The following is a 23,719-nucleotide window of genomic DNA, read 5'->3' as shown; positions in this document are numbered from 1 at the left end:
TGCGCCAAGTGTGAGCAACAAACATGCCGCCCGTACACTTGGGCGATGCTGATTTTGGGAATCGAGTCGTCTTGCGACGAAACCGGCGTGGCCTTGGTCGACGCCAGCGGCGGTCACACGCCGCGGCTGCTGGGCGACGCGCTGCACAGCCAGATCGAGATGCACCGTGCCTATGGCGGCGTGGTGCCCGAGCTGGCCAGTCGCGACCACATCCGCCGCGTGCTGCCGCTCACCGACGCGGTGCTGGCCCAGGCCGGCCTGCCGCTGTCGGCGGTGGACGCCGTGGCCTACACCCGCGGCCCCGGCCTGGCCGGCGCGCTGCTGGTGGGTTCTGGCGTGGCCTGCGCGCTGGGCTTCGCACTGGGCAAACCGGTGATCGGCGTGCACCACCTCGAAGGCCACCTGCTGTCGCCGTTCCTCAGCGCCGACCCGCCCGAATTTCCCTTCGTGGCGCTGCTGGTGTCGGGCGGCCACAGCCAGCTGATGCGGGTGGACGGGGTGGGGCGCTACATGCTGCTCGGCGAAACCATCGACGACGCGGCCGGCGAGGCCTTCGACAAGTCGGCCAAGTTGCTCGGCCTGGGTTACCCGGGCGGGCCTGCACTGGCTCGGCTGGCGCTGCAGGGCGACGCACAGGCGTACAAGTTTCCGCGCCCGCTGCTGCACAGCGGTGACCTCGATTTTTCCTTTGCCGGTCTCAAGACCGCGGTGCTGACCCAGGTGAAAAGGCTGGCCCACGCCAGCCTGGACGGACCGGCCACGCTGCACCTGGCCGATCCGCTGACGCCGCGGCAAAAGGCCGATGTGGCCGCCAGCGTGCAGGCCGCGATCGTCGAGGTGCTGGTGAAGAAGTCCATGGCGGCGGTGCGCCAGACGGGTTTGCGCCGTCTGGTGGTGGCCGGCGGTGTGGGCGCCAACACCTTGTTGCGCGAGCAACTGGGTGCCGCGTGCGCCAAGGCAGGGGTTCGCGTGCACTACCCCGAGCTGCACCTGTGCACCGACAACGGCGCCATGATCGCGCTGGCTGGCGGCATGCGCGTGCAGGCCGGGCTGGTCCGTCTGGACTCGGCCGCCGGGACCGATGGCCACGGATACAGCTTCGATGTGAAGCCGCGCTGGCCGCTGTCGGATCTCGGGCCGGGCGTGCCGGTTGGCACCAGCTGACGTTGATCCATTAGAGTTCCGGCGCTGGCACTACGACGCCAGAAAGACCGAACGTCCGCGTTTGGACACCATGAGCAACACATCCCCATGAAACACCTGCTTGATTCCGTCTTCTCCCAGCGCCGCCGCGCACTGGCGGCCATGCTGATCGGCGCTTTCTGCGCCACCGCGTCGCTGGCCCAGACGCCTGCGCCGATCCGCATCGGCATGATCGAGGGCCTGTCGGGCCCGATCGCCAACACCGGCGAGGCCGTCTACCGCAACCTGGTCTGGGCGACCGAGCGGGTGAATGCCCGCGGCGGCGTGAAGCTACCGGGCGGCAACCGTCCGCTGCAGATCGAGCGTTTCGACAGCAAGGGCCAGACCGAAGAGGCGCTGTCGGCGCTGCGTTCGGCGGTGGACCGCGACATCACCATCGTCACGCAGGGCAACTCGTCGGCCGCGGCCAGCGCCCTGATCGAGGCCATCAACAAGCACAACGAACGCGAGCCGGCGCGCCAGATGCTGTTTCTCAACTACTCGGCCGTGGACCCGGTACTGACCAACGAGAAGTGCAGCTACTGGCATTTCCGCTTCGACGCCCATGCCGACATGCGCATGACCGCGCTCATGAGCGTGTTGCGCGAAGACCCGCAGCTCAAGAGCATCTACCTGATCGGCCAGGACTACAGCTTTGGCCAGGCCGTGCTGCGAGAGGGTCGCAGCCAGCTGGCCGCGCAGCGGCCCGACGTGAAGATCGTCGGCGAAGAGCTGCACCCCATGGCGCGTGTGAAGGACTTTCTGCCCTACGCGACCAAGATCAAGGCCAGCGGGGCCCAGGCCGTGCTCACCGGCAACTGGGGCAACGACCTCACGCTGCTGGTGAAGGCCGCGCGCGAGGTCGGTTTCGAGGGCACGTTCTACACCTTCTACGGCAACGCGCTGGGTGCACCGGCGGCCATGGGCGAGGCCGGCATCGGCAAGGTGATCGCGGTGGCCGACTGGTTCCCCAATGTGCCCACGCGCGAGTCCGAAGCCTTCTACCAATCGTTCCGCCAACGCTTCCCGAACCCCGCCGACGACTACGTGCACATGCGCATGCAACTCATGATCGAGTCGCTTGCGCAGGCGATCGAACGCGCCGGTGCCGCCGGCCCGGTCAATGCGGCCACCATCGCCGCCCAGTTGGAGAAAGCCGAAGTCACCCTTGCTGGCCAGACTGCCCGCATGCGCGCCGCCGACCACCAGTTCCAGCAGCCGCTGGCGGTGGCCGTGATGGATCGCCAGGGCGCGCCCGGCGCGAAGTTCGACGTCGAAGGCTCGGGCTATGGCTTTCGCGTCATCCGCAACCTGGCTCCCCAGCAAGCCGAACAGCCTCACCGCTGCAACATGATCCGACCCTGATGTCCCCACACACTCCCTTCATGCGCCCCGTCGTTGAAAACCTCGAAGCCTCCCGCATCCGCGAGGTGGCCAACGAAGGCCTGGGCCGCGACAACGTGCTCAAGTTCTGGTTTGGCGAGAGCGACGAAGTCACGCCCGGCTTCATCCGCGAAGCCGCCATGGCCTCGCTGCAGGCCGGTGAGACCTTCTACGCGCACAACCTCGGCCTGCCCGAATTGCGCGAAGCGCTCGCGGTCTACACCGACAGCCTGCACCCCGGTCGCGGTGCTGCGCACTGGATGGATCGGCTGGCCGTCACTTCGGGTGGTGTCAACGGGCTGATGCTGGCGTCGCAGGCGCTGGTGGAAGCGGGTGACGAGGTGGTGGTGGTCACGCCGGCCTGGCCCAATCTGGTGGCGCAGCCGCTGCTCATGGGCGCGAACGTGAAAAGCGTGCCGCTGCGCGTGCTCGGCACCGGCCCGCGCGCCGGTGCCTGGGCGCTGGACATGGAGGCCTTGCTGTCCGCCATCACGCCGGCCACACGGATGCTCATCGTCAACGCGCCCAACAACCCCACGGGCTGGACCCTGACTCGCGACGAGCAGGCCACCATCCTGACGCATTGCCGCCGCACCGGCACCTGGATCCTGGCCGACGAGGTCTACGAGCGGCTGTATTACGCGGGCGACACCGCCAACGGTGCGGCCAGCAGCTTCCTGGATGTGGCCGCACCGGACGACCGGGTCATCGTCGCGCACAGCTTTTCCAAGAGTTTCCTCATGACCGGCTGGCGGCTGGGCTGGCTGGTGCTGCCCGCCGCGCTCACGCCGGCCCTGGGCAAGCTGATCGAGTTCAACACCTCGTGCGCACCGGTGTTCGTGCAGCGTGGGGCCACCGTGGCGCTGCAGCGCGGCGCCGAGGTCACACCCGCCTTGGTGGCACACCTGAAAACCTGCCGCGACACCCTGGTGCCGCTGCTGCGCGCCGTGCCGGGCGTGACGCTGGCCGAGCCGCTGGGCGGCATGTATGCCTTTTTCAAGTTGCAAGGGCAAGACGATTGTCTGGACGTCGCTAAACGCCTGGTTCGCGAGGCCGGTATTGGCCTGGCGCCGGGCAGCGCCTTCAGCCCGGAAGCGGCCGGCTGGTTGCGCTGGTGCTTTGCCAGCCGCGACACCCACCGCCTGGAAGAGGGCGTCCTGCGCCTGCGCCGGTGGATCGCCGCCCAGCCGGGTGGCACCGCCTGACACCTTCTGCCCTATAATCCGCGGTTGCCGTTCGAAAGGACAGCATATCCACGCCCGATGCGGCGGCCGGCTTTGGAGCAACTCCTCAGGCCGACCTGCTGCGCCGGGACGCATGTAACCACCAGGAAATTTCCATGATTGCCCAATCCATCAAAGCCGAAGTCGTCGCGGCCAACGCCCGCGCCGCCAATGACACCGGCAGCCCAGAAGTGCAGGTCGCCATCCTGACCGCACGCATCAACGAACTGACCCCCCACTTCAAGACGCACGCCAAAGACCACCACGGTCGTCGCGGCCTGCTGCGCATGGTGAGCCGCCGCCGCAAGCTGCTGGACTACCTGAAGTCCAAGGACGCCCAGCGTTACGTCGCGCTGATCGCGAAACTGGGTCTGCGCAAGTAATTGAGCCCGGGTTGACGCACAAAACGCCTGAGTTGGTTCGCTGGCTCGGGCGTTTTTTGCTTGTTGACCCCCTTTTTTGATTCCGGAAGCATCGATAGCAGAGCGAAGCTGTGTCATTCCAAACGGGTTGAGCGCCATCGGCGACCTGCTCCATCCGTCTGGAATGGCATCGTGTTCTGGGTTGTGTTTCCGGGTTTTGTGCGGGTTTGCCGCACGCTGTGTTTTCTGCCGAGTGGCCGAAAAATTTCGAGGAGATAAACCATGAGCATGTTCAACAAAGTCACCAAGACCTTCCAGTGGGGCCCCCACACGGTCACGATGGAAACCGGCGAAATCGCGCGTCAGGCCACCGGCGCCGTGCTGGTCAACATTGACGACACCGTGGTGCTCGCCACCGTGGTCGCCAAGACCGAAGCCAAGGCCGGCCAGGACTTCTTCCCCCTGACGGTGGACTACACCGAGAAGTCGTACGCCGCCGGCAAGATCCCCGGCAGTTTCTTCAAGCGTGAAGGCCGCCCGAGCGAACTCGAGACGCTGACCTGCCGCCTGATCGACCGCCCGATCCGCCCCCTGTTCCCCGAGGGCTTCTACAACGAAGTTCAGGTGATCGTGCACGTCGTGAGCCTGAACCCCGAAGTGCAGGCCGACATCGCCGCCATGATCGCCACCTCGGCAGCCCTGTCGGTCAGCGGCATCCCGTTCAACGGTCCGATCGGCGCTGCCCGCGTGGGTTACGTCAATGGCCAGTACGTGCTCAACCCCGGCCAGACGCAGCTCAAAGACAGCCAGCTGGACCTCGTGGTCGCCGGCACCGAGTCCGCCGTGCTGATGGTGGAATCCGAAGCCGACCAACTGTCTGAAGAGATCATGCTGGGCGCCGTGGTGTTCGGCCATGAGCAGGGCAACATCGCCATCGCCGCCATCAACGACCTCGTGCGTGACGCCGGCAAGCCGGCCTGGGACTGGCAGCCGCCTGCCAAGGACGAGCCGCTGATTGCCAAGATCGACGGCCTGGCCAAGTCCAAGCTCGAAGCCGCTTACCAGATCCGGAACAAGCAGGCCCGCACCCAGGCTTGCCGCTCGGCCTATGCCGATGTGTTCGCTGCGCTCAAATCCGAAGGCGTGGCCTTCGACAGCGTCGCCATCGAGGCGCTGCTGTTCGAGATCGAAGCCAAGATCGTGCGTGGCCAGATCCTGGCCGGCGAGCCCCGCATCGACGGCCGCGACACGCGCACCGTGCGCGCCATCGAAATCCGCAACGGCGTGCTGCCACGCACCCACGGCTCGGCCCTGTTCACCCGTGGTGAAACCCAGGCGCTGGTCGTGGCCACGCTCGGCACCGACCGCGACGCGCAGCGCATCGACGCGCTGGCTGGCGAGTTCGAAGACCGCTTCATGCTGCACTACAACATGCCTCCCTTCGCCACCGGCGAAGCCGGCCGCTTCGGCACGCCCAAGCGCCGCGAGATCGGCCACGGCCGTCTGGCCAAGCGCGCGCTGATCGCTGCGCTCCCGAGCAAGGAAGACTTCCCCTACACCATGCGCGTGGTGTCCGAGATCACCGAATCCAACGGCTCCTCGTCGATGGCTTCCGTTTGCGGCGGCTGCCTGGCGCTGATGGATGCGGGCGTGCCGATGAAGGCCCACGTGGCCGGTATCGCCATGGGCCTGATCAAGGACGGCAACCGTTTCGCGGTGCTGACCGACATCCTGGGTGACGAAGATCATCTGGGCGACATGGACTTCAAGGTCGCCGGCACCACCAACGGCATCTCGGCGCTGCAGATGGACATCAAGATCCAGGGCATCACCAAGGAAATCATGCAGGTCGCACTGGCCCAGGCCAAAGAAGCCCGCATGCACATCCTGGGCAAGATGCAGGAAGCCATGGGCGAAGCCAAGACCGAGGTGTCCAACTTCGCGCCCAAGCTCTTCACCATGAAGATCAACCCCGAGAAGATCCGCGACGTGATCGGCAAGGGTGGCGCCGTGATCCGCGCGCTGACCGAAGAGACCGGCACGCAGATCAACATCGACGAAGACGGCACCATCACCATCGCTTCGACCGACTCTGCCAAGGCCGACGAAGCCAAGCGCCGCATCGAGCAGATCACCGCCGAAGTGGAAGTGGGCAAGGTCTACGAAGGCCCGGTCACCAAGATCCTGGACTTCGGTGCCTTGATCAACCTGCTGCCCGGCAAGGACGGCCTGCTGCACATCAGCCAGATCGCGCACGAGCGCGTCGAGCGCGTCACCGACTACCTGACCGAAGGCCAGATCGTTCGCGTGAAGGTGCTCGAGACCGACGAAAAGGGCCGCGTCAAGCTGTCCATGAAAGCGCTGGCCGATCGCAACGCGGTCGAGCCGCAGCAGCAGCCCCAGTCGTGATCCCGGCGGTGATGCAAGCGGTCGAGATCAGCAGCTTCGGTGCGCCCGAGGTGTTGCGCCTCGGTGAGCGCGCGATGCCGGTGGCGGCCGAGGGCGAGGTGCTGATCCGCGTCAGCGCGTCGGGCGTGAACCGCCCTGACGTGCTGCAGCGCACCGGCAACTATCCCGTGCCGCCCGGCGCGTCCGACATTCCCGGCCTCGAAGTGGCGGGTGTCGTGGCTTCGGGTGACGAGGCGGCCATGGCCGCCGCCGGCCTGAAGGTGGGCGACCGCGTGTGCGCGCTGGTGGCCGGTGGCGGCTATGCCCAGTGGTGCGTGGCGCCCGTGGGCCAGTGCCTGCCGGTGCCCGAAGGGCTGGACGACATCGCTGCGGCATCGCTGCCCGAGACCTTCTTCACCGTCTGGAGCAACGTGTTCGACCGCGCGCGCCTGCAGGCGGGCGAGACGCTGTTGATCCAGGGTGGCACCAGCGGTATTGGCGTGACCGCGATCCAGATGGCCAAGGCCCTGGGCGCGAGCGTCATCGCCACCGCGGGCAGTGACGACAAGTGCGCGGCCTGCCTGGCGCTGGGTGCGGATCACGCCATCAACTACAAGACGCAGGACTTTGTTGCCACCGTTGCGGACCTCACGGGCGGGCAGGGCGTCAACGTCGTGCTCGACATGGTGGCCGGTGCCTACGTGGCACGCGAGATCGACTGCCTGGCCGAAGACGGCAGGCTGGTCATCATCGCGGTGCAGGGTGGTGTGAAGGCCGAGTTCAACGCCGGCCTGGTGCTGCGCAAACGCCTGACCATCACCGGTTCGACCCTGCGCCCGCGTCCGATCGCATTCAAGGCCGCGATCGCACAAGCGCTGCGCGAACGCGTCTGGCCGCTGCTGGCTCAGGGCCACATCAAGCCGGTTGTCCACCAGGTGTTTCCTGCCAGCGAAGCTGCTGCTGCGCACGCGCTCATGGAATCCAACCGCCACATCGGCAAGCTTGTCCTGACCTGGGCATGACGACACTTCAGACATGAAACCACTGATTGCAGGCAACTGGAAAATGAACGGCTCGCTGGCCGCCAACGAGGCGCTGGTGAAAGCCATGCTCGACGGCCTGGGTGGCCAGACGCCAGCGGCCGACATGGCCCTGTGCGTGCCGGCGCTCTATCTGGCGCAACTGCAATCGTTGTTGACCGGCAGCCCGATCGCATGGGGTGCGCAGGACGTGTCCAGTCATGAGCAGGGTGCCTACACCGGTGAAGTGTCGGCCTCCATGCTCAAGGACTTCGCCTGCCGCTATGTGATCGTTGGGCATTCGGAGCGACGCCAATACCACGGCGAAACCGACCTGCAGGTGGCCGACAAAGCCAAGGTGGCGTTGGCCCATGGCATCACGCCCATCGTGTGCGTGGGTGAAACCCTGGCCGAGCGTGAAGCCGGTCAGACCGAAGCCGTGGTCAAACGCCAATTGGCTGCGATCATTCACGCGGTGGCGCATTGCACCAGCGAGATCGTGGTGGCCTATGAGCCGGTGTGGGCCATCGGCACCGGCAAGACCGCATCGCCCGAGCAGGCGCAGCAAGTGCATGCGGTGCTTCGCGCCCAGATTGCGGCGGCCACGCAGCATCCCGAGCGTGTGCACATTCTCTATGGCGGCAGCATGAATGCGGCGAATGCCGCCAGCCTGCTGGCCCAGCCCGATATCGACGGGGGCCTCATCGGCGGTGCGTCGCTCAAGGCGGCCGACTTCCTTCAGATCGTGGCTTCGGCCCATTGACCTTTTCGTGCCTTCATCGGCACATCGACAACCGTGATTCCGGAGTAAAAAATGAACGTTGTGTTGACCATCCTGCTGGCCGTGCAGATCCTTTCGGCGCTGGCCATGATCGGCTTGATCCTCATGCAGCACGGCAAGGGCGCCGATGCGGGCGCAGCTTTTGGTGGCGGCGGTGCGGGTTCTGCGAGCCTGTTCGGTGCATCGGGAGGTGCCAACTTCCTGTCGCGCTCCACGGCCGTGCTGGCGGCGATTTTCCTGAGCTGCACCTTGGGCCTGGCTTACTTCGGCAACCTGCGCACTGTTGCGCCGAGTTCGGGCAGCGTGCTCGAAGGTGTGGCGGCACCCGCACAGCCTGCCGATGCCTCGCAGCAGATTCCGGGCGCCGCGCCAGCAACGGGCACTGCTCCGGCGCCTGCCGCGGCCACGCCAGCTCCCACCGGTCCGGCGCAAATCCCGGCGAAATGATCGTGGTGGCGTGCGCGCTTCATGTGCACGCCGATTCAGCTTCCATTCGAGTTGAAAAAGGCCCGCTGCCTCTCAAAAGAGGGGTGGTTTCAGGGTAAACTCCAATGCTTGTCAGCAAGGCTCACACAGACCTCGTGAGCCGGCAAATGCAGACCAGCCGACGTGGTGAAATTGGTAGACACGCTATCTTGAGGGGGTAGTGGCGAAAGCTGTGCGAGTTCGAGTCTCGCCGTCGGCACCAATCTTTGGACAACACGGCCCCACGCCGTGTCAGTGGAACAGACCAAGATGAGTCTCGAACAATACCTACCTGTGCTCCTGTTCATCTTGGTGGGTATTTCCATCGGGATCATCCCGCAGGTCCTGGGTTACATCCTGGGTCCGAACCTCCCGGACGCCGAGAAGAACTCCCCTTACGAATGCGGCTTCGAAGCCTTCGAAGACGCCCGCATGAAGTTCGACGTGCGCTACTACCTCGTGGCCATTCTCTTCATCCTGTTCGATCTCGAGATCGCTTTCCTCATTCCCTGGGCCGTGGCCTTCTCCGACATCGGCATGACTGGCTTTCTCGCCGGCGTCGTGTTCCTTGTCATTCTTACCGTGGGCTTTGCCTACGAGTGGAAGAAGGGTGCGCTGGATTGGGAATGAGCGACACGATCACACACGAATGCACCGGAGCGGCTCATGATTGAAGGCGTATTCAAGGAAGGTTTCGTCACCACCAGCTACGACTCGGTGGTGAACTGGGCCAAGACCGGCTCGCTCTGGCCCATGACCTTCGGTCTGGCCTGTTGCGCTGTGGAGATGATGCACGCGGCGGCCGCGCGTTACGACATCGGCCGCTTCGGCTCCGAGGTGTTTCGCGCCAGCCCGCGCCAGTCCGATCTGATGATCGTGGCTGGCACGCTGTGCAACAAAATGGCGCCCGCTTTGCGCAAGGTCTACGACCAGATGGCCGAGCCGCGCTGGGTGCTCTCCATGGGCTCGTGCGCCAATGGCGGCGGCTACTACCACTACAGCTACTCGGTGGTGCGTGGTTGTGACCGCATCGTGCCGGTGGATGTTTATGTGCCGGGCTGCCCACCCACGGCCGAGGCCTTGCTGTACGGCATCATCCAGCTGCAGCAGAAGATCCGCCGCACCCAGACCATCGCCCGCGCCTGAGCGTTGGCTGTTCCACGGCGAACCGAGTCCCACGAGACGCATCCATGACCGACACCTCAACGACCCACTACGCTGTTGCGCCGGAGGCCTTGAAGCTTGCACTGACCGAGTTGCTCGGTGACCGCGTGACCTCGCTCGAGGTGGTTCGCGAAGAGCTCACGCTGACCGTGGCAGCCGCCGACTATTTCGAGGTCATGCAAACCCTGCGCGATGCGCCGCAGGCCGCGTTCGAGCAGCTCATCGATCTCTGCGGCATGGACTACCAGACCTATGGCGACGGTCGTTGGGAGGGTCAACGCTTTGCGGCCGTGGTGCACCTGCTGTCGGTGAGCCACAACCACCGCGTTCGCGTGCGGGTGTTCTGCCCCGAGGACGACTTCCCCGTGCTGGCTTCGGTCACACCGCTCTGGGCTGCGGCCAACTGGTACGAGCGCGAAGCGTTTGACCTGTTCGGCATCGTGTTCGAGGGGCACGACGATCTGCGCCGCATCCTCACCGATTATGGTTTCATCGGCCACCCCTTCCGCAAGGACTTCCCGCTGTCGGGCCATGTCGAAATGCGTTACGACGCCGAGCGCCAGCGCGTGATCTATGAGCCGGTGAGCATCGAGCCCCGCGAAATCACGCCGCGCATCATCCGCGAAGACAACTACGGGGGCCTGCACTGAAGGCTGCGGCCTTCCTGCGACATCGTCATGGCTGAAATCAAGAACTACACCCTCAACTTCGGTCCGCAGCACCCGGCCGCCCACGGCGTGCTGCGTCTGGTGCTCGAGCTCGACGGCGAGGTCGTGCAACGCGCCGATCCGCACATCGGCCTGCTGCACCGCGCCACCGAAAAGCTCGCCGAGCACAAGACCTACATCCAGTCGCTGCCCTACATGGACCGGCTTGATTACGTGTCGATGATGTGCAACGAGCACGCCTACTGCCTGGCCATCGAGAAGCTGCTTGGTATCGAAGTGCCGATCCGTGCGCAGTACATCCGCGTGATGTTCAGCGAGATCACGCGCCTGCTCAACCATCTCATGTGGCTGGGTTCGCACGGCAACGACTGCGGCAGTTCCACCATCCTGATCTACGCCTTCCGCGAGCGCGAGGATCTGTTCGACATGTACGAGGCAGTGTCGGGTGCGCGCATGCATGCGGCTTACTTCCGCCCGGGTGGTGTCTACCGCGATCTGCCGGACACCATGCCGCAGTACAAGCACAGCAAGATCCGCAACGCACGCGCTCTTGCAGAGATGAACACCAATCGTCAGGGTTCGCTGCTCGACTTCATCGACGACTTCACGAAGCGTTTCCCGACCTACCTGGCCGAGTACCACACGCTGCTGACCGACAACCGCATCTGGAAACAGCGCACCGTCGGCATCGGCGTGGTCACGCCCGAGCGCGCGCTCAACCTCGGCATGACCGGCCCCATGCTGCGCGGTTCCGGCATCGCCTGGGACCTGCGCAAGAAGCAGCCTTACGACGTCTATGGCCAGATGGACTTCGATATCCCGGTGGGCAAGACCGGCGACTGCTACGACCGCTATCTGGTGCGCATGGAAGAGATGAAGCAGTCCAACCGCATCATCGAGCAGTGCTCAAAGTGGTTGCGCGCCAACCCCGGCCCGGTGATCACCGACAACCACAAGGTGGCGGCGCCCGCCCGTGAGGCCATGAAGGCCAACATGGAAGAGCTGATACACCACTTCAAGCTGTTCACTGAAGGCTTCCATGTGCCTGAGGGCGAGGCCTACGCCGCGGTCGAGCATCCCAAGGGCGAGTTCGGTATTTATCTGGTGAGTGATGGCGCCAACAAGCCCTACCGCCTGAAGATCCGCGCGCCCGGTTTCGCGCACCTCGCCACGATGGACGAGATGGCGCGCGGCCACATGCTGGCCGACGCCGTGGCCATCATCGGCACCATGGACATTGTTTTCGGGGAGATCGACCGATGAGCACGGGCCACCCAGTTGCCGCTGTGAAGTTCAGCAGTGCCACCCAGCAGCGCTTCGCGCGCGAAGTCGCCAAGTACCCGGCCGACCAGGCGCAGTCGGCCGTGATGGCATGTCTCGCCATCATCCAGCAGGAGATGGGCTTCGTGAGCACCGGGGCCGAAGAGTCGCTGGCTGCCTACCTGGGCATGGAGCCGATCGCCGTGCACGAGGTGACAACCTTCTACAACATGTACAACCAGCAGCCGACGGGCAAGTTCAAGCTCAACGTCTGCACCAACCTGCCGTGCCAGCTGCGCGATGGCCAGAGTGCGCTGCACCATCTGGAGCACAAACTCGGCATCAGCATGGGGCAGACCACCGCCGACGGTCTGTTCACCCTGCAGCAGAGCGAGTGCCTGGGCGCTTGCGCCGACTCGCCCGTGATGCTGGTCAATGACCGCCACATGTGCAGCTTCATGAGCAACGACAAACTGGATCAGTTGATCGACGGTTTGCGTGCCTCGGAAGGACAGTCATGAACGCCGAACAGATCCTCTCGCAATTCCGCGCCAACGGCGTGCAGACCTGCTTCCACGGCCGCCACATCAATCCGCAGATCTACGCCGACCTCGACGGTGGCAACTGGTCGCTCAAGGACTACGTGGCCCGCGGGGGTTACCAGGCCTTGCGCAAGGTGCTGGGCAAGGACGGCGCCGAACCGGCCGGTGATCCACCGGTGGTGGGCATGACTCAGGATCAGGTGATTGCCACGTTGAAGGAATCGGCGCTGCGCGGCCGCGGCGGTGCGGGTTTCCCCACCGGTCTGAAGTGGAGTTTCATGCCGCGCCAGTTCCCGGGCCAGAAGTACCTGGTGTGCAACTCGGACGAGGGCGAGCCGGGCACCTGCAAGGACCGCGACATCCTGATGTACAACCCGCACATCGTGATCGAAGGCATGGCCATCGCCGCCTTCGCGATGGGCATCAGCGTGGGCTACAACTACATCCACGGTGAAATCTTCGAAGCCTACGACCGCTTCGAAGCCGCGCTGGAAGAAGCCCGCGCCGCCGGCCTGCTGGGTGACAACATCCTGGACAGTGGCTTCAACTTTCAGCTGCACGCGTTTCACGGCTTCGGCGCCTACATCTGCGGTGAAGAAACCGCGCTGCTCGAATCGCTCGAAGGCAAGAAGGGCCAGCCGCGATTCAAGCCGCCGTTCCCGGCCAGCTTCGGCCTGTATGGCAAGCCCACCACGATCAACAACACCGAAACCTTCGCGGCGGTGCCCTGGATCATTCGCAACGGTGGCGCGGCCTACCTCGCTTGCGGCAAGCCCAACAACGGTGGCACCAAGATCTTCTCGGTCAGCGGTGATGTGGAGATGCCCGGCAACTACGAAGTGCCCATGGGTACGCCGTTCAGCAAGTTGCTCGAGCTTGCCGGTGGCGTGCGCAAGGGCCGCACCCTCAAGGCCGTGATTCCCGGCGGCTCGTCCGCACCCGTGCTGCCCGCATCCATCATGATGGACTGCACCATGGACTACGACTCGATCTCCAAGGCCGGCTCCATGCTGGGCTCGGGCGCCGTGATCGTGATGGACGACAGCCGTTGCATGGTCGAATCGCTCAAGCGCCTGTCCTATTTCTACATGCACGAATCGTGTGGCCAGTGCACGCCGTGCCGCGAAGGCACGGGTTGGCTCTGGCGCATGGTCAGCCGCATCGACCAGGGCGAGGGTCGCCCGGCCGACATGGCGCTGCTGGACAACGTGGCCGAGAACATCATGGGCCGCACCATCTGCGCCCTGGGCGATGCTGCGGCCATGCCGGTGCGCGCCATGATCAAACACTTCCGGCACGAGTTTGAGGCCAAGATCGCGGCCGCTCAGTCGCCAGCCAAGGTTGCTTGAAAGAAAAAACTCCCATGGTTGAAATCGAACTCGACGGCAAAAAGGTGGAAGTGCCCCCGGGCAGCATGGTCATGCATGCGGCCGAGAAGGCCGGCACCTATATCCCCCACTTCTGCTACCACAAGAAACTGTCCATCGCGGCCAACTGCCGCATGTGCCTGGTTGACGTGGAGAAGGCGCCCAAGCCCATGCCGGCCTGTGCCACGCCGGTCACGCAGGGCATGATCGTGCGCACCAAGAGCGACAAGGCGATCAAGGCGCAGCAATCGGTGATGGAGTTCCTGCTCATCAACCACCCGCTGGACTGTCCGATCTGCGACCAGGGCGGCGAATGCCAGTTACAGGATCTGGCTGTGGGTTACGGCAGCTCGGGTTCGCGCTACGAGGAAGAGAAGCGCGTCGTCTTCCACAAGGATGTGGGTCCGCTCGTTTCCATGGAAGAGATGAGCCGCTGCATCCACTGCACCCGCTGCGTGCGCTTTGGCCAGGAAGTGGCCGGCGTGATGGAGCTGGGCATGATCCACCGCGGCGAGCATTCCGAGATCACCACGGTGCTCGGCGACACCGTCGACTCCGAACTTTCGGGCAACATGATCGACATCTGTCCGGTTGGCGCGCTCACCAGCAAACCGTTCCGCTACAGCGCCCGCACCTGGGAACTCTCGCGCCGCAAGAGCGTGAGTCCGCACGACAGCACCGGCGCCAACCTGATCGTCCAGGTGAAGAACCACAAGGTCATGCGCGTGGTGCCGCTGGAAAATGAGGCCGTCAACGAATGCTGGATCGCCGACCGCGACCGTTTCTCGTACGAGGCCGTCAACAGCGAAGACCGACTGACCGCGCCCATGCTCAAGCAGGGCGGTGAGTGGCACGCCGTCGACTGGCAAACCGCTCTTGAATACGTGGCCAATGGCCTCAAGCAGGTCAAGGCCGAACACGGCGCAGCTGCCATCGGTCTGCTGGCCAGCCCGCACAGCACGGTGGAAGAGCTGGCCTTGGCAGGCGCCCTGGTGCGCGGCCTGGGCAGCCAGAACATCGACGCGCGCCTTCGCCATGCCGATTTCTCCAATGCCGCGCCTGCGGGTGCCGCGCGTTGGCTGGGCCTGCCGATCGCGTCGCTCTCCACGCTGCAACGCGTGCTGGTGGTGGGCTCCAGTTTGCGCAAGGACCACCCGCTGTTCGCGCAGCGCATTCGTCAGGCCGCCCGCAAGGGTTGCCAGGTGAACGTGCTCGGCGCCGAGCAGCAGGACTGGGCCATGGCGGTGAAAAACACCGTGCTGGCCGACAGCAGCACATGGGTGTCGGCGCTGGCCGGCATCGCAGCCGCCGTGGCCGCCGACACCGGTGCCAATGCACCGGCGACCGCTGACGTGACCGATGCGCACCGCGCCGTGGCCAAGTCGCTGCTGGGCGGTGAACACAAGGCTATCCTGCTCGGCAACGCCGCTGCACACCACGAAAAAGCGGCCAGCCTGCTGTCGCTCGCGAACTGGATCGCACAGCAGACGGGCGCCTCCGTGGGTTACCTGAGCGAGGCCGCCAACACCGTGGGCGCGCAACTCGTCAACGCCGTGCCAGGGCAGGGCGGTTTGAATGCCGGGCAGATGCTGGGTGGCGCACTGAAGGCCGTGATCCTGCTCAACACCGAGCCCCAGGACGACACGGCAGCGGGTGCGAACGGGCTGTCCCATGCAGCCATGGTCGTCACGCTCAGCCCGTTCAAGACCAACCTCGACGTGAGCGACGTGCTGTTGCCGATCGCTCCGTTCACCGAAACCTCGGGTTCCTTCGTGAACGCCGAAGGCCGCCTGCAGAGTTTCCACGCCGTTGTTCGTCCACTGGGTGAAACGCGCCCGGCCTGGAAGGTGATTCGTGTGCTGGGCAACCTGCTCGGTCTGGCCGGCTTCGACGCCGATTCTTCGCAGGCCGTACTGGCCAGCGTGCTGCCTGGTGTGGCGAGTGGTGCCGTGGTGGACGCAGCCCGATTGAACAACACCAGCACCGCCATGGTCGACATGGCGCCCGCCAGTGCCGAACCGTGCGTGGCCGGCATCTACCAGCTCGACGGTCTGGTGCGCCGCGCCCCTGCGCTGCAGCTGACGGCCGACGCCCGTGCAACCCTGATCGCCGATGAGGTGCACGCATGATCGACGCGATGTACAACGGCGGTCTGGGTTTGTTCGCTGCGCCCTGGTGGACCACGGCGGCCTGGCCCGTCATCTGGAACCTGATCAAGATCGTGGCCGTGCTGGCGCCGCTGATGGGCGCCGTGGCCTACCTGACGCTCTGGGAGCGCAAGCTGCTTGGTTGGATACAGGTGCGTCACGGACCCAACCGCGTGGGTCCCTTCGGTCTGCTGCAGCCGATCGCCGATGCGCTCAAGCTGCTGACCAAGGAACTGATCCGCCCGAGCGCTGCCAGCAATGGTCTGTTCCGCCTGGGGCCGATCATGGCCATCATGCCGGCGCTGGCCGCGTGGGTGGCCGTGCCCTTCGGCCCTGAAGCGGTGCTCGCCAACGTGAACGCCGGTCTGCTGGTGATCCTGGCCATCACCTCGATCGAGGTCTATGGCGTGATCATCGCGGGCTGGGCCTCCAACTCGAAATACGCTTTCCTGGGTGCGCTGCGCGCGTCGGCCCAGATGGTGAGCTACGAGATCGCGATCGGCTTCTGTTTCCTGGTGGTCGTCATGGTCTCGGGAAGCCTGAACCTGGTCGACATCGTGAACTCGCAGGGGCGCGGCATGGCCGCTTCTCAGGGCCTGAACTTCCTGTCGTGGAACTGGCTGCCGCTGCTGCCGATCTTCTTCGTCTATCTGATTTCCGGCGTGGCCGAAACCAACCGCCATCCGTTCGACGTGGTCGAAGGCGAGGCCGAGATCGTGGCCGGTCACATGGTCGAGTACTCGGGCATGGGCTTTGCCATCTTCTTCCTGGCCGAGTACGCCAGCATGTGGCTGATTTCGATCCTGGCGGTGCTGATGTTCCTGGGTGGCTGGTTGTCGCCCATCGACAGCGCGCTGTTCAACTGGATCCCCGGCTGGATCTGGCTGGGCCTGAAAACCTTCGTCGTGGTGTCCATGTTCATTTGGATCCGTGCCACCTTCCCGCGCTTCCGCTACGACCAGATCATGCGTCTGGGCTGGAAGATCTTCATTCCCGTCACGCTCATCTACCTGCTGCTCGTCGGCGGTTTGATGCAGACGTCGTGGAACCTCTGGAAATAAAAGAGGGCGATTGACCATGTCCACCATCACCGCCAACCCCGTCGCTTCCCCAGTGGTTGTGGCGCCGTTTTCTTTCCGTGATTTCCTCAACAGCTTCCTGCTGGTGGAGTTGTTCAAGGGCATGGCCCTGACCGGTCGCTACGCCTTCAAGCGCAAGATCACGGTGCAGTTTCCCGAAGAAAAGACGCCGCTGTCGCCACGCTTTCGCGGTCTGCATGCGCTGCGTCGCTATGAAAACGGCGAAGAGCGCTGCATCGCTTGCAAGTTGTGCGAAGCCGTTTGCCCAGCCCTGGCCATCACCATCGAGTCCGACGTGCGCGAGGACGGCTCGCGCCGCACGACGCGTTACGACATCGACCTGACCAAATGCATCTTCTGCGGCTTCTGCGAAGAGAGTTGCCCGGTCGACTCCATCGTCGAGACGCACATCTTCGAATACCACGGCGAGAAGCGCGGTGACCTGTACTTCACCAAAGAGATGTTGCTGGCCGTGGGCGACCGCTACGAAGCCGAGATTGCCGCTGCCCGGGCCGCTGACGCCCCTTATCGCTGATCCGTTCTGAACCCGGACTCCGTCCGGCACAGACGACACAAGAACAACGCCATGGATTACCAGACCGGCTTTTTTTATCTCTTCGCCGCGGTGCTGCTGTTTGCAGCCTTTCGCGTCGTCACCGCCCGCAACCCGGTGCATGCCGTGCTGTTCCTCATGCTGGCGTTCTCGCAGGCGTCGGCGTTGTGGTTGCTGCTGAAGGCCGAATTTCTCGGCATCACGCTGGTGCTGGTGTACCTGGGCGCGGTGATGGTGCTGTTCCTGTTCGTCGTGATGATGCTCGACATCAACATGGACAGTGTGCGCAAAGGCTTCTGGAAACACTTCCCGCTCGCCGCCATCCTGGGGGGGCTCGTGGCGGCCGAACTGATTGCGGTGCTGTGGGCCGGCTTCCCGAGTCTGGCCGCCAACCCCGATGCGGCCAGCGCAGGCATCAACGCCGCCAACTACTCCAACACCCGTGAACTCGGCTTGTTGCTCTACACCGAGTACCTCTATCCTATTGAGGTGGCGGCCGTGATCCTGTTGGTGGCGATGATCGCCGCCATCGCGCTGACCCTGCGCCAGCGCAAGGACAGCAAGGCCATCAACCCAGGTCTGCAGGTGCATGTGCGCGCCAGAGATCGGCTGGTGGTGCTGCCGATGAGCGCCACGCAGAAAGCCGCACCCGCCATCGAAGCGGCGTCCGCCGAGGAGGGCAAACCATCATGAACGTGACTCTGGGCCATTTCCTCGCCGTGGGCGCGATCCTGTTCGCGATCTCGGTCGTCGGCATCTTCCTCAACCGCAAGAACCTGATCGTGCTGCTCATGGCCATCGAGCTGATGCTGCTGGCGGTGAACATGAACTTCGTGGCCTTCTCGCATTTTCTGGGTGACATGCACGGCCAGGTGTTCGTGTTCTTCATCCTGACCGTGGCCGCCGCCGAATCGGCCATTGGCCTGGCCATCCTTGTGCTGCTGTTCCGCAACAAGAATTCGATCAGCGTCGAAGAGCTCAATACGCTCAAAGGCTGAGTTCCAGCCCCAAGACAAGAACATCATGAGCACAACCCTCTCTGCCAGCACCCTGCTCGCCGTCCCCATGGCGCCGCTGATCGGCGCGGCCCTGGCCGGCATTCTGGGCACGACCTTCGGTGGCAATGTCATCGGTCGCCGCGCTTCGCACACACTCACCATTCTGGGCGTTTTGATCGCGTTCATCTTGTCGGCCATGACGCTCAAGAGCGTGGCCATGGACGGCGTCCGCTTCAACGAAACCCTCTACACCTGGATGGTGGTGGGTGGCCTGAAGATGGAAATCGGCTTCCTGGTTGATGGCCTCACCGCCATGATGATGGTGGTGGTCACCTTCGTCTCGCTCATGGTGCACCTCTACACCATCGGCTACATGGAAGAAGACGAGGGCTACAACCGCTTCTTCGCCTACATCTCGCTGTTCACCTTCTCCATGCTCATGCTGGTCATGAGCAACAACCTGCTGCAGCTGTTCTTCGGCTGGGAAGCCGTGGGCCTGGTGTCCTATCTGCTGATCGGCTTCTGGTTCAACAAGCCCACGGCGATCTTTGCCAACATGAAGGCCTTCCTGGTCAACCGGGTGGGCGACTTCGGTTTCATCCTGGGCATCGGTTTGATCGTGGCCTATGCTGGCACGCTCAACTACGCCGAGGTGTTCGCCAAGGCGCCCGAGCTCGGCGCGCTGGGCTTTCCGGGCACCGACTGGCTGCTGATCACCGTCATCTGCATCTGCCTGTTCATCGGCGCCATGGGAAAGAGCGCGCAGTTCCCGCTGCATGTGTGGCTGCCCGACTCCATGGAAGGCCCCACCCCCATCTCCGCGCTGATCCACGCCGCCACCATGGTCACAGCCGGCATCTTCATGGTCGCGCGCATGTCGCCGCTGTTCGAGCTGTCGGACACGGCGCTGAACTTCATCATGGTGATCGGTGCCATTACCGCGCTGTTCATGGGCTTCCTGGGCATCATCCAGAACGACATCAAGCGCATCGTCGCGTACTCCACGCTTTCGCAACTGGGCTACATGACGGTGGCGCTCGGCGCTTCTGCCTACTCGGTGGCGGTGTTCCACCTGATGACCCACGCCTTCTTCAAGGCGCTGCTGTTCCTGGCCGCGGGCTCGGTGATCATGGGCCTGCACCACAACCAGGACATCCGCTGGATGGGCGCCGTGCGCAAGTACATGCCGATCACCTGGATCACCTCGCTGCTGGGCACGTTGGCCTTGATTGGCACGCCGCTGTTCTCGGGCTTCTACTCCAAAGACTCCATCATCGAGGCGGTGCACTTCAGCAATTTGCCGGCCTCCGGCTTCGCCTACTTTGCCGTGCTCGCCGGTGTGTTCGTCACCTCGTTCTATTCGTTCCGCCTCTACTTCCTGGTGTTCCACGGCAAGGAGCGTTACGACCAGAATCCGGACGCGCACCACGACGACCATAGTCACCATGACGATCACGGGCATGGCCACGGTCATGACGCGAAGCCGCACGAATCTCCCTGGGTCGTCACGGTACCGCTGGTGCTGTTGGCCATCCCGTCGGTGGTGATCGGCTTCATGACCATCCAGCCCATGCTGTTCGGTGACTTCTTCAAGGACGCGATCTTCATCAACGCTGCGGCCCACCCGGCCATGGCGACCTTCGCTGAAGAGTTCCACGGCGCCATGTCGATGGCAGCGCACTCGCTCTACACCCCGCCGCTGTACCTGGCGCTGGCCGGTGCCGTGAGCGCCTGGTACATGTACCTGATCAACCCGGCCGTGCCGGCCGCCATCGGCCGCGCGTTGCGTCCGCTGGTGGTGATCCTGGAGAACAAGTACTACATGGACTGGTTCAACGAAAACGTGCTGGCCAAAGGCGCGCGCGGTTTGGGTATCGGGCTCTGGAAGGGTGGTGACCGCGGTGTGATCGAAGGCGGCGTGGTCAACGCCAGCTGGAAGCTCGTGGGCATCGTCTCTGGCGTGGTGCGCCGTGCGCAGACCGGTTACCTGTACCACTACGCGCTGATGATGATCGTGGGTGTGCTGCTGTTCATGACGTACTTCGTCTGGCTCGCCAAATAAAACAAGAGGAAGAAGAACATCATGGGTTTGCTGAGCCTTGCCATCTGGACGCCCATCTTTTTTGGCGTCGTGCTGCTGGCCCTGGGCCGTGTCGACCAGGCGCCGATGGTGCGCTGGATCGCGTTGGTGGGTTCGCTGGTGGGTCTGGCGGTCACCGTGCCGCTCTACACCGGTTTTGAGTTGAGCACCGCTGCCCTGCAGTTCGTCGAAAAGCGCCCCTGGATCGAAAACTTCAACATCCACTACCACCTCGGTGTGGACGGCATTTCGTTGTGGTTGATCCCGCTCACCGCGTTCATCAATGTGGTGGTGGTCGTGGCCAGCTGGGAGTCGATCACGACGCGCGTGAACCAGTACATGGGCGCCTTCCTGATTCTCTCGGGTCTGATGATCGGCGTCTTCAGCGCGCAGGACGCGATGCTGTTCTACGTGTTCTTCGAAGCCACCCTGATCCCGATGTATCTGATCATCGGCATCTGGGGCGGCCCGAACAAGATCTACGCGGCGTTCAAGTTCTTCCTGTACACGCTGCTGGGCTCGCTGCTGATGCTGGTGGCGCTGATCTACCTGTATACCGTGTCCGGTGGCAGTTTCGCGCTGGCCGACTGGTACAAGCTGCCGCTGAGTGGCACCGCGCAGACCCTGCTGTTCTTTGCTTTCTTCGCGGCCTTCGCGGTGAAGGTGCCGATGTGGCCGGTGCACACTTGGCTGCCCGACGTGCACGTGGAAGCGCCCACCGGCGGCTCCGCCGTGCTGGCGGCCATCATGCTCAAGCTGGGTGCTTACGGCTTCCTGCGTTTCTCGCTGCCCATCCTGCCCGACGCCTCGCACGAATGGGCCTGGCTCATGATCGCGCTCTCGCTGATCGCGGTGATCTACGTCGGTCTGGTGGCCATGGTGCAGCAGGACATGAAAAAACTCGTGGCCTATTCGTCGGTGGCCCACATGGGCTTCGTCACGCTGGGCTTCTTCGTCTTCAGCGACCTCGGTGTGTCGGGGGGCATCGTGCAGATGATTGCCCACGGCTTTGTGTCGGCCGCCATGTTCCTGGGCATCGGCGTGTTGTACGACCGCGTGCACTCGCGCGAGATCGCCGACTACGGCGGTGTGGTGAACACCATGCCGAAGTTCGCGGCTTTTGCGCTGCTGTTCACCATGGCCAACTGCGGCCTGCCGGGCACGGCCGGCTTCGTGGGTGAATGGATGGTGATCCTGGCGGCGGTGAAGGCCAACTTCTGGATGGGTCTGCTCGCCGCATCGGCGCTGATCTTCGGCGCGGCCTACTCGCTGTGGATGTACAAGCGGGTGTACCTCGGCGCCGCGGGCAACGACAACGTGAAGGCCCTCATCGACCTCAACCCACGCGAATTCCTCGTGATGGCGGTGCTGGCCGTGGCGGTGCTCTTCATGGGCGTCTACCCCAAACCCTTCACCGACGTGATGGACGCCTCCGTGGCGGAGTTGCTGCGCCACGTGGCCGTCTCCAAGCTGCCACAGTGAGCCAGGCCCGCCACACGACACAAGAGAACGAACAATGATTGACAAGCTCAGCTGGGTCGCGGCCTACCCTGAAATCCTCCTGCTGACGATGGCCTGTGTGATCGCTCTGGCCGATCTGACGGTGAAGTCGCCGCTGCGAGGCGCCACCTACGCGCTGACCCTGCTTTCGCTCGGTGCGGTGGCGCTGTTGCTCGCCATGGCGGCCGTCTCGGGCACCAGCACGTCGGGCTTCGGCGGCATGATCGTCAGTGACCCCATGGGCAACTGGCTCAAGTGTTTTGCCACCATCGCCATGATGGTCACGCTGGTTTATGGCCGTGACTACGCCGGCCAACGCGACATGTTGCGCGGCGGTGAGATGTTCACCCTGTCCATGTTCGCGCTGCTGGGCATGTTCGTCATGATCTCGGGCCACAACTTCCTGGTGATCTACCTCGGCCTGGAGCTGCTCACGCTGTCAAGCTATGCATTGGTGGCGCTGCGTCGCGACGACGTGCAGGCGACCGAGGCGGCCATGAAGTATTTCGTGCTCGGCGCGCTGGCCAGCGGTTTCCTGCTCTATGGCCTGTCCATGGTGTATGGCGCCACCGGTTCACTCGACCTGTCCGAGGTGATGAAATCCATCGCTGGCGGAGAGGCCACGCTCAAGGGTTCGGCGCAGGTGCTCACGCTGGGGCTGGTGTTCGTGGTTGCCGGTCTGGCCTTCAAGCTCGGCGTGGTGCCCTTTCACATGTGGGTGCCCGACGTCTATCACGGAGCCCCCACCGCCGTCACGCTCATGATCGGCGGCGCGCCCAAGCTCGCGGCCTTCGCGATCGTGATCCGCCTGCTGGTCGAAGGCTTGCAGCCGCTGGCCTTCGACTGGCAGCAGATGCTCGCGGTGCTGGCCGTCATGTCGCTGCTGGTGGGCAACTTCGCCGCCATCGCGCAGACCAACCTCAAACGCATGCTGGCGTTCTCCACCATCGCGCAGATGGGCTTCATGCTGCTCGGCCTGTTGGCCGGCGTGGTGAATGGCGACACAGGCAACATGGCCAACGCCTACGGCTCGTCCATGTTCTATGTCATTACCTACGTGCTGACCACGCTGGGCACCTTCGGCGTGATCCTGCTGCTCTCGCGCAGCGGTTTTGAGTCCGAGAACATCAGCGACCTGGCCGGCCTGAACCAGCGCAGCCCGTTGTACGCCGGCGTCATGGCCATTTGCATGTTCTCGCTGGCTGGTGTCCCACCACTGGTGGGTTTCTACGCCAAGCTCTCGGTGCTGCAGGCGCTGTTGGCGTCCGGCGGGCCCTTCTATGTGGGCCTGGCCGTGTTCGCGGTCGTCATGTCGCTGATCGGCGCCTTCTACTACCTGCGCCTGGTCAAGTTGATGTACTTCGATGCACCCACGCAGACCGCCGACATCGAGGCGGGCCTGGACGCTCGCTCCGTGCTCTCCATCAACGGTGCACTGGTGCTGCTGCTGGGCATCTTGCCCGGCGGCCTCATGAGCCTGTGCGCCCAAGCCGTGGCGGCACTGTTCGCCTGAAGCCTGCAGGCCCTCTCCGGTGAACTCGGCCGGCGGGGCCGGCTC

General features: G+C 64.1%; 22 protein-coding genes and 1 tRNA gene. All 23 read left to right on the top strand.

The features are described 5' to 3' along the window. Positions 1 to 45 precede the first annotated feature (45 nt). A complete protein-coding gene (tsaD, locus tag ASE11_RS16305) occupies positions 46 to 1,164 on the top strand; it encodes a tRNA (adenosine(37)-N6)-threonylcarbamoyltransferase complex transferase subunit TsaD (protein WP_056273788.1) in 1,119 nt (372 codons plus the stop codon). A 141-nt stretch (positions 1,165 to 1,305) separates the two neighbouring features. After that, complete coding sequence (locus ASE11_RS16300; protein ID WP_235501335.1) at positions 1,306 to 2,547, top strand: branched-chain amino acid ABC transporter substrate-binding protein; 1,242 nt, start codon at positions 1,306 to 1,308, stop codon at positions 2,545 to 2,547. Then, on the top strand, positions 2,547 to 3,770 hold the full coding sequence (locus tag ASE11_RS16295; RefSeq protein WP_268766306.1) for a pyridoxal phosphate-dependent aminotransferase: 1,224 nt from the start codon (positions 2,547 to 2,549) through the stop codon (positions 3,768 to 3,770). The genes ASE11_RS16300 and ASE11_RS16295 overlap by 1 nt, the downstream gene beginning before the upstream one ends. A gap of 134 nt (positions 3,771 to 3,904) precedes the next feature. Next, the gene (gene rpsO, locus ASE11_RS16290; RefSeq protein WP_056273781.1) at positions 3,905 to 4,171 is read left to right on the top strand and encodes a 30S ribosomal protein S15; all 267 of its coding nucleotides are present in this window, start codon (positions 3,905 to 3,907) and stop codon (positions 4,169 to 4,171) included. A gap of 261 nt (positions 4,172 to 4,432) precedes the next feature. Continuing rightward, positions 4,433 to 6,559, top strand: coding sequence for a polyribonucleotide nucleotidyltransferase (gene pnp, locus ASE11_RS16285; protein WP_056273777.1), 2,127 nt, complete (start codon positions 4,433 to 4,435; stop codon positions 6,557 to 6,559). Between the two features lie 11 nt (positions 6,560 to 6,570). Beyond that, the gene (locus tag ASE11_RS16280) at positions 6,571 to 7,560 is read left to right on the top strand and encodes an NAD(P)H-quinone oxidoreductase (protein WP_056274318.1); all 990 of its coding nucleotides are present in this window, start codon (positions 6,571 to 6,573) and stop codon (positions 7,558 to 7,560) included. Positions 7,561 to 7,573: 13 nt separating this feature from the next. Beyond that, complete coding sequence (gene tpiA / locus ASE11_RS16275; protein WP_056273774.1) at positions 7,574 to 8,320, top strand: triose-phosphate isomerase; 747 nt, start codon at positions 7,574 to 7,576, stop codon at positions 8,318 to 8,320. 51 nt (positions 8,321 to 8,371) lie between these two features. Next, a complete protein-coding gene (secG, locus tag ASE11_RS16270; RefSeq protein ID WP_056273771.1) occupies positions 8,372 to 8,785 on the top strand; it encodes a preprotein translocase subunit SecG in 414 nt (137 codons plus the stop codon). A gap of 156 nt (positions 8,786 to 8,941) precedes the next feature. Further along, positions 8,942 to 9,026 (top strand) — tRNA-Leu (locus ASE11_RS16265). A gap of 47 nt (positions 9,027 to 9,073) precedes the next feature. Next, the gene (locus tag ASE11_RS16260; protein ID WP_056274315.1) at positions 9,074 to 9,433 is read left to right on the top strand and encodes an NADH-quinone oxidoreductase subunit A; all 360 of its coding nucleotides are present in this window, start codon (positions 9,074 to 9,076) and stop codon (positions 9,431 to 9,433) included. 36 nt (positions 9,434 to 9,469) lie between these two features. After that, positions 9,470 to 9,949, top strand: a complete 480-nt coding sequence (locus ASE11_RS16255; RefSeq protein ID WP_056273769.1) for a NuoB/complex I 20 kDa subunit family protein — start codon at positions 9,470 to 9,472, stop codon at positions 9,947 to 9,949. 44 nt (positions 9,950 to 9,993) lie between these two features. Then, a complete protein-coding gene (locus ASE11_RS16250; RefSeq protein ID WP_056273766.1) occupies positions 9,994 to 10,617 on the top strand; it encodes an NADH-quinone oxidoreductase subunit C in 624 nt (207 codons plus the stop codon). Between the two features lie 27 nt (positions 10,618 to 10,644). After that, positions 10,645 to 11,898, top strand: coding sequence for an NADH-quinone oxidoreductase subunit D (locus tag ASE11_RS16245; protein ID WP_056273763.1), 1,254 nt, complete (start codon positions 10,645 to 10,647; stop codon positions 11,896 to 11,898). Then, positions 11,895 to 12,416, top strand: coding sequence for an NADH-quinone oxidoreductase subunit NuoE (nuoE, locus tag ASE11_RS16240; protein WP_056273760.1), 522 nt, complete (start codon positions 11,895 to 11,897; stop codon positions 12,414 to 12,416). The genes ASE11_RS16245 and nuoE overlap by 4 nt, the downstream gene beginning before the upstream one ends. Then, positions 12,413 to 13,786: an NADH-quinone oxidoreductase subunit NuoF gene (gene nuoF, locus ASE11_RS16235; RefSeq protein WP_056273757.1), complete on the top strand. Its 1,374-nt coding sequence runs from the start codon at positions 12,413 to 12,415 to the stop codon at positions 13,784 to 13,786. The genes nuoE and nuoF overlap by 4 nt, the downstream gene beginning before the upstream one ends. Positions 13,787 to 13,800: 14 nt before the next feature. Continuing rightward, positions 13,801 to 15,933, top strand: coding sequence for an NADH-quinone oxidoreductase subunit NuoG (gene nuoG / locus ASE11_RS16230; RefSeq protein WP_056273754.1), 2,133 nt, complete (start codon positions 13,801 to 13,803; stop codon positions 15,931 to 15,933). Next, complete coding sequence (gene nuoH, locus ASE11_RS16225) at positions 15,930 to 17,012, top strand: NADH-quinone oxidoreductase subunit NuoH (protein WP_056273749.1); 1,083 nt, start codon at positions 15,930 to 15,932, stop codon at positions 17,010 to 17,012. The genes nuoG and nuoH overlap by 4 nt, the downstream gene beginning before the upstream one ends. 16 nt (positions 17,013 to 17,028) lie before the next feature. Beyond that, on the top strand, positions 17,029 to 17,565 hold the full coding sequence (gene nuoI / locus ASE11_RS16220; RefSeq protein ID WP_056273746.1) for an NADH-quinone oxidoreductase subunit NuoI: 537 nt from the start codon (positions 17,029 to 17,031) through the stop codon (positions 17,563 to 17,565). Positions 17,566 to 17,616: 51 nt separating this feature from the next. Beyond that, positions 17,617 to 18,276, top strand: a complete 660-nt coding sequence (locus ASE11_RS16215; RefSeq protein ID WP_056273742.1) for an NADH-quinone oxidoreductase subunit J — start codon at positions 17,617 to 17,619, stop codon at positions 18,274 to 18,276. Continuing rightward, positions 18,273 to 18,581 (top strand): NADH-quinone oxidoreductase subunit NuoK, encoded by a 309-nt coding sequence (nuoK, locus tag ASE11_RS16210; RefSeq protein ID WP_056273739.1) that lies wholly within the window; start codon positions 18,273 to 18,275, stop codon positions 18,579 to 18,581. Before ASE11_RS16215 ends, nuoK begins: the two co-directional genes overlap by 4 nt. A 25-nt stretch (positions 18,582 to 18,606) precedes the next feature. Then, complete coding sequence (gene nuoL / locus ASE11_RS16205) at positions 18,607 to 20,643, top strand: NADH-quinone oxidoreductase subunit L (RefSeq protein WP_056273736.1); 2,037 nt, start codon at positions 18,607 to 18,609, stop codon at positions 20,641 to 20,643. 21 nt (positions 20,644 to 20,664) lie between these two features. Next, positions 20,665 to 22,143: an NADH-quinone oxidoreductase subunit M gene (locus ASE11_RS16200; RefSeq protein ID WP_056273733.1), complete on the top strand. Its 1,479-nt coding sequence runs from the start codon at positions 20,665 to 20,667 to the stop codon at positions 22,141 to 22,143. A gap of 34 nt (positions 22,144 to 22,177) precedes the next feature. Next, positions 22,178 to 23,674 (top strand): NADH-quinone oxidoreductase subunit NuoN, encoded by a 1,497-nt coding sequence (gene nuoN, locus ASE11_RS16195; RefSeq protein WP_056273730.1) that lies wholly within the window; start codon positions 22,178 to 22,180, stop codon positions 23,672 to 23,674. The last annotated feature ends 45 nt before the right edge of the window (positions 23,675 to 23,719 follow it).

Origin of the sequence: Hydrogenophaga sp. Root209, from assembly GCF_001428625.1 — a bacterium.
Classification (GTDB): domain Bacteria; phylum Pseudomonadota; class Gammaproteobacteria; order Burkholderiales; family Burkholderiaceae_C; genus Hydrogenophaga.
This window is presented reverse-complemented; position numbering and strand designations above follow the sequence as displayed.

Bases quoted from the DNA above. Each gene is read 5' to 3' on its own strand.
- ASE11_RS16245 (WP_056273763.1), top strand. From the start codon at position 10,645: ATGGCTGAAATCAAGAACTACACCCTCAACTTCGGTCCGCAGCACCCG.
- nuoN (WP_056273730.1), top strand. From the start codon at position 22,178: ATGATTGACAAGCTCAGCTGGGTCGCGGCCTACCCTGAAATCCTCCTG.
- rpsO (WP_056273781.1), top strand. From the start codon at position 3,905: ATGATTGCCCAATCCATCAAAGCCGAAGTCGTCGCGGCCAACGCCCGC.
- nuoL (WP_056273736.1), top strand. From the start codon at position 18,607: ATGAGCACAACCCTCTCTGCCAGCACCCTGCTCGCCGTCCCCATGGCG.
- nuoE (WP_056273760.1), top strand. From the start codon at position 11,895: ATGAGCACGGGCCACCCAGTTGCCGCTGTGAAGTTCAGCAGTGCCACC.
- tpiA (WP_056273774.1), top strand. From the start codon at position 7,574: ATGAAACCACTGATTGCAGGCAACTGGAAAATGAACGGCTCGCTGGCC.
- nuoI (WP_056273746.1), top strand. From the start codon at position 17,029: ATGTCCACCATCACCGCCAACCCCGTCGCTTCCCCAGTGGTTGTGGCG.
- tsaD (WP_056273788.1), top strand. From the start codon at position 46: ATGCTGATTTTGGGAATCGAGTCGTCTTGCGACGAAACCGGCGTGGCC.
- nuoH (WP_056273749.1), top strand. From the start codon at position 15,930: ATGATCGACGCGATGTACAACGGCGGTCTGGGTTTGTTCGCTGCGCCC.
- pnp (WP_056273777.1), top strand. From the start codon at position 4,433: ATGAGCATGTTCAACAAAGTCACCAAGACCTTCCAGTGGGGCCCCCAC.
- ASE11_RS16300 (WP_235501335.1), top strand. From the start codon at position 1,306: ATGCTGATCGGCGCTTTCTGCGCCACCGCGTCGCTGGCCCAGACGCCT.
- ASE11_RS16200 (WP_056273733.1), top strand. From the start codon at position 20,665: ATGGGTTTGCTGAGCCTTGCCATCTGGACGCCCATCTTTTTTGGCGTC.
- secG (WP_056273771.1), top strand. From the start codon at position 8,372: ATGAACGTTGTGTTGACCATCCTGCTGGCCGTGCAGATCCTTTCGGCG.
- ASE11_RS16295 (WP_268766306.1), top strand. From the start codon at position 2,547: ATGTCCCCACACACTCCCTTCATGCGCCCCGTCGTTGAAAACCTCGAA.
- ASE11_RS16260 (WP_056274315.1), top strand. From the start codon at position 9,074: ATGAGTCTCGAACAATACCTACCTGTGCTCCTGTTCATCTTGGTGGGT.
- nuoK (WP_056273739.1), top strand. From the start codon at position 18,273: ATGAACGTGACTCTGGGCCATTTCCTCGCCGTGGGCGCGATCCTGTTC.
- ASE11_RS16250 (WP_056273766.1), top strand. From the start codon at position 9,994: ATGACCGACACCTCAACGACCCACTACGCTGTTGCGCCGGAGGCCTTG.
- ASE11_RS16255 (WP_056273769.1), top strand. From the start codon at position 9,470: ATGATTGAAGGCGTATTCAAGGAAGGTTTCGTCACCACCAGCTACGAC.
- nuoF (WP_056273757.1), top strand. From the start codon at position 12,413: ATGAACGCCGAACAGATCCTCTCGCAATTCCGCGCCAACGGCGTGCAG.
- nuoG (WP_056273754.1), top strand. From the start codon at position 13,801: ATGGTTGAAATCGAACTCGACGGCAAAAAGGTGGAAGTGCCCCCGGGC.
- ASE11_RS16215 (WP_056273742.1), top strand. From the start codon at position 17,617: ATGGATTACCAGACCGGCTTTTTTTATCTCTTCGCCGCGGTGCTGCTG.
- ASE11_RS16280 (WP_056274318.1), top strand. From the start codon at position 6,571: ATGCAAGCGGTCGAGATCAGCAGCTTCGGTGCGCCCGAGGTGTTGCGC.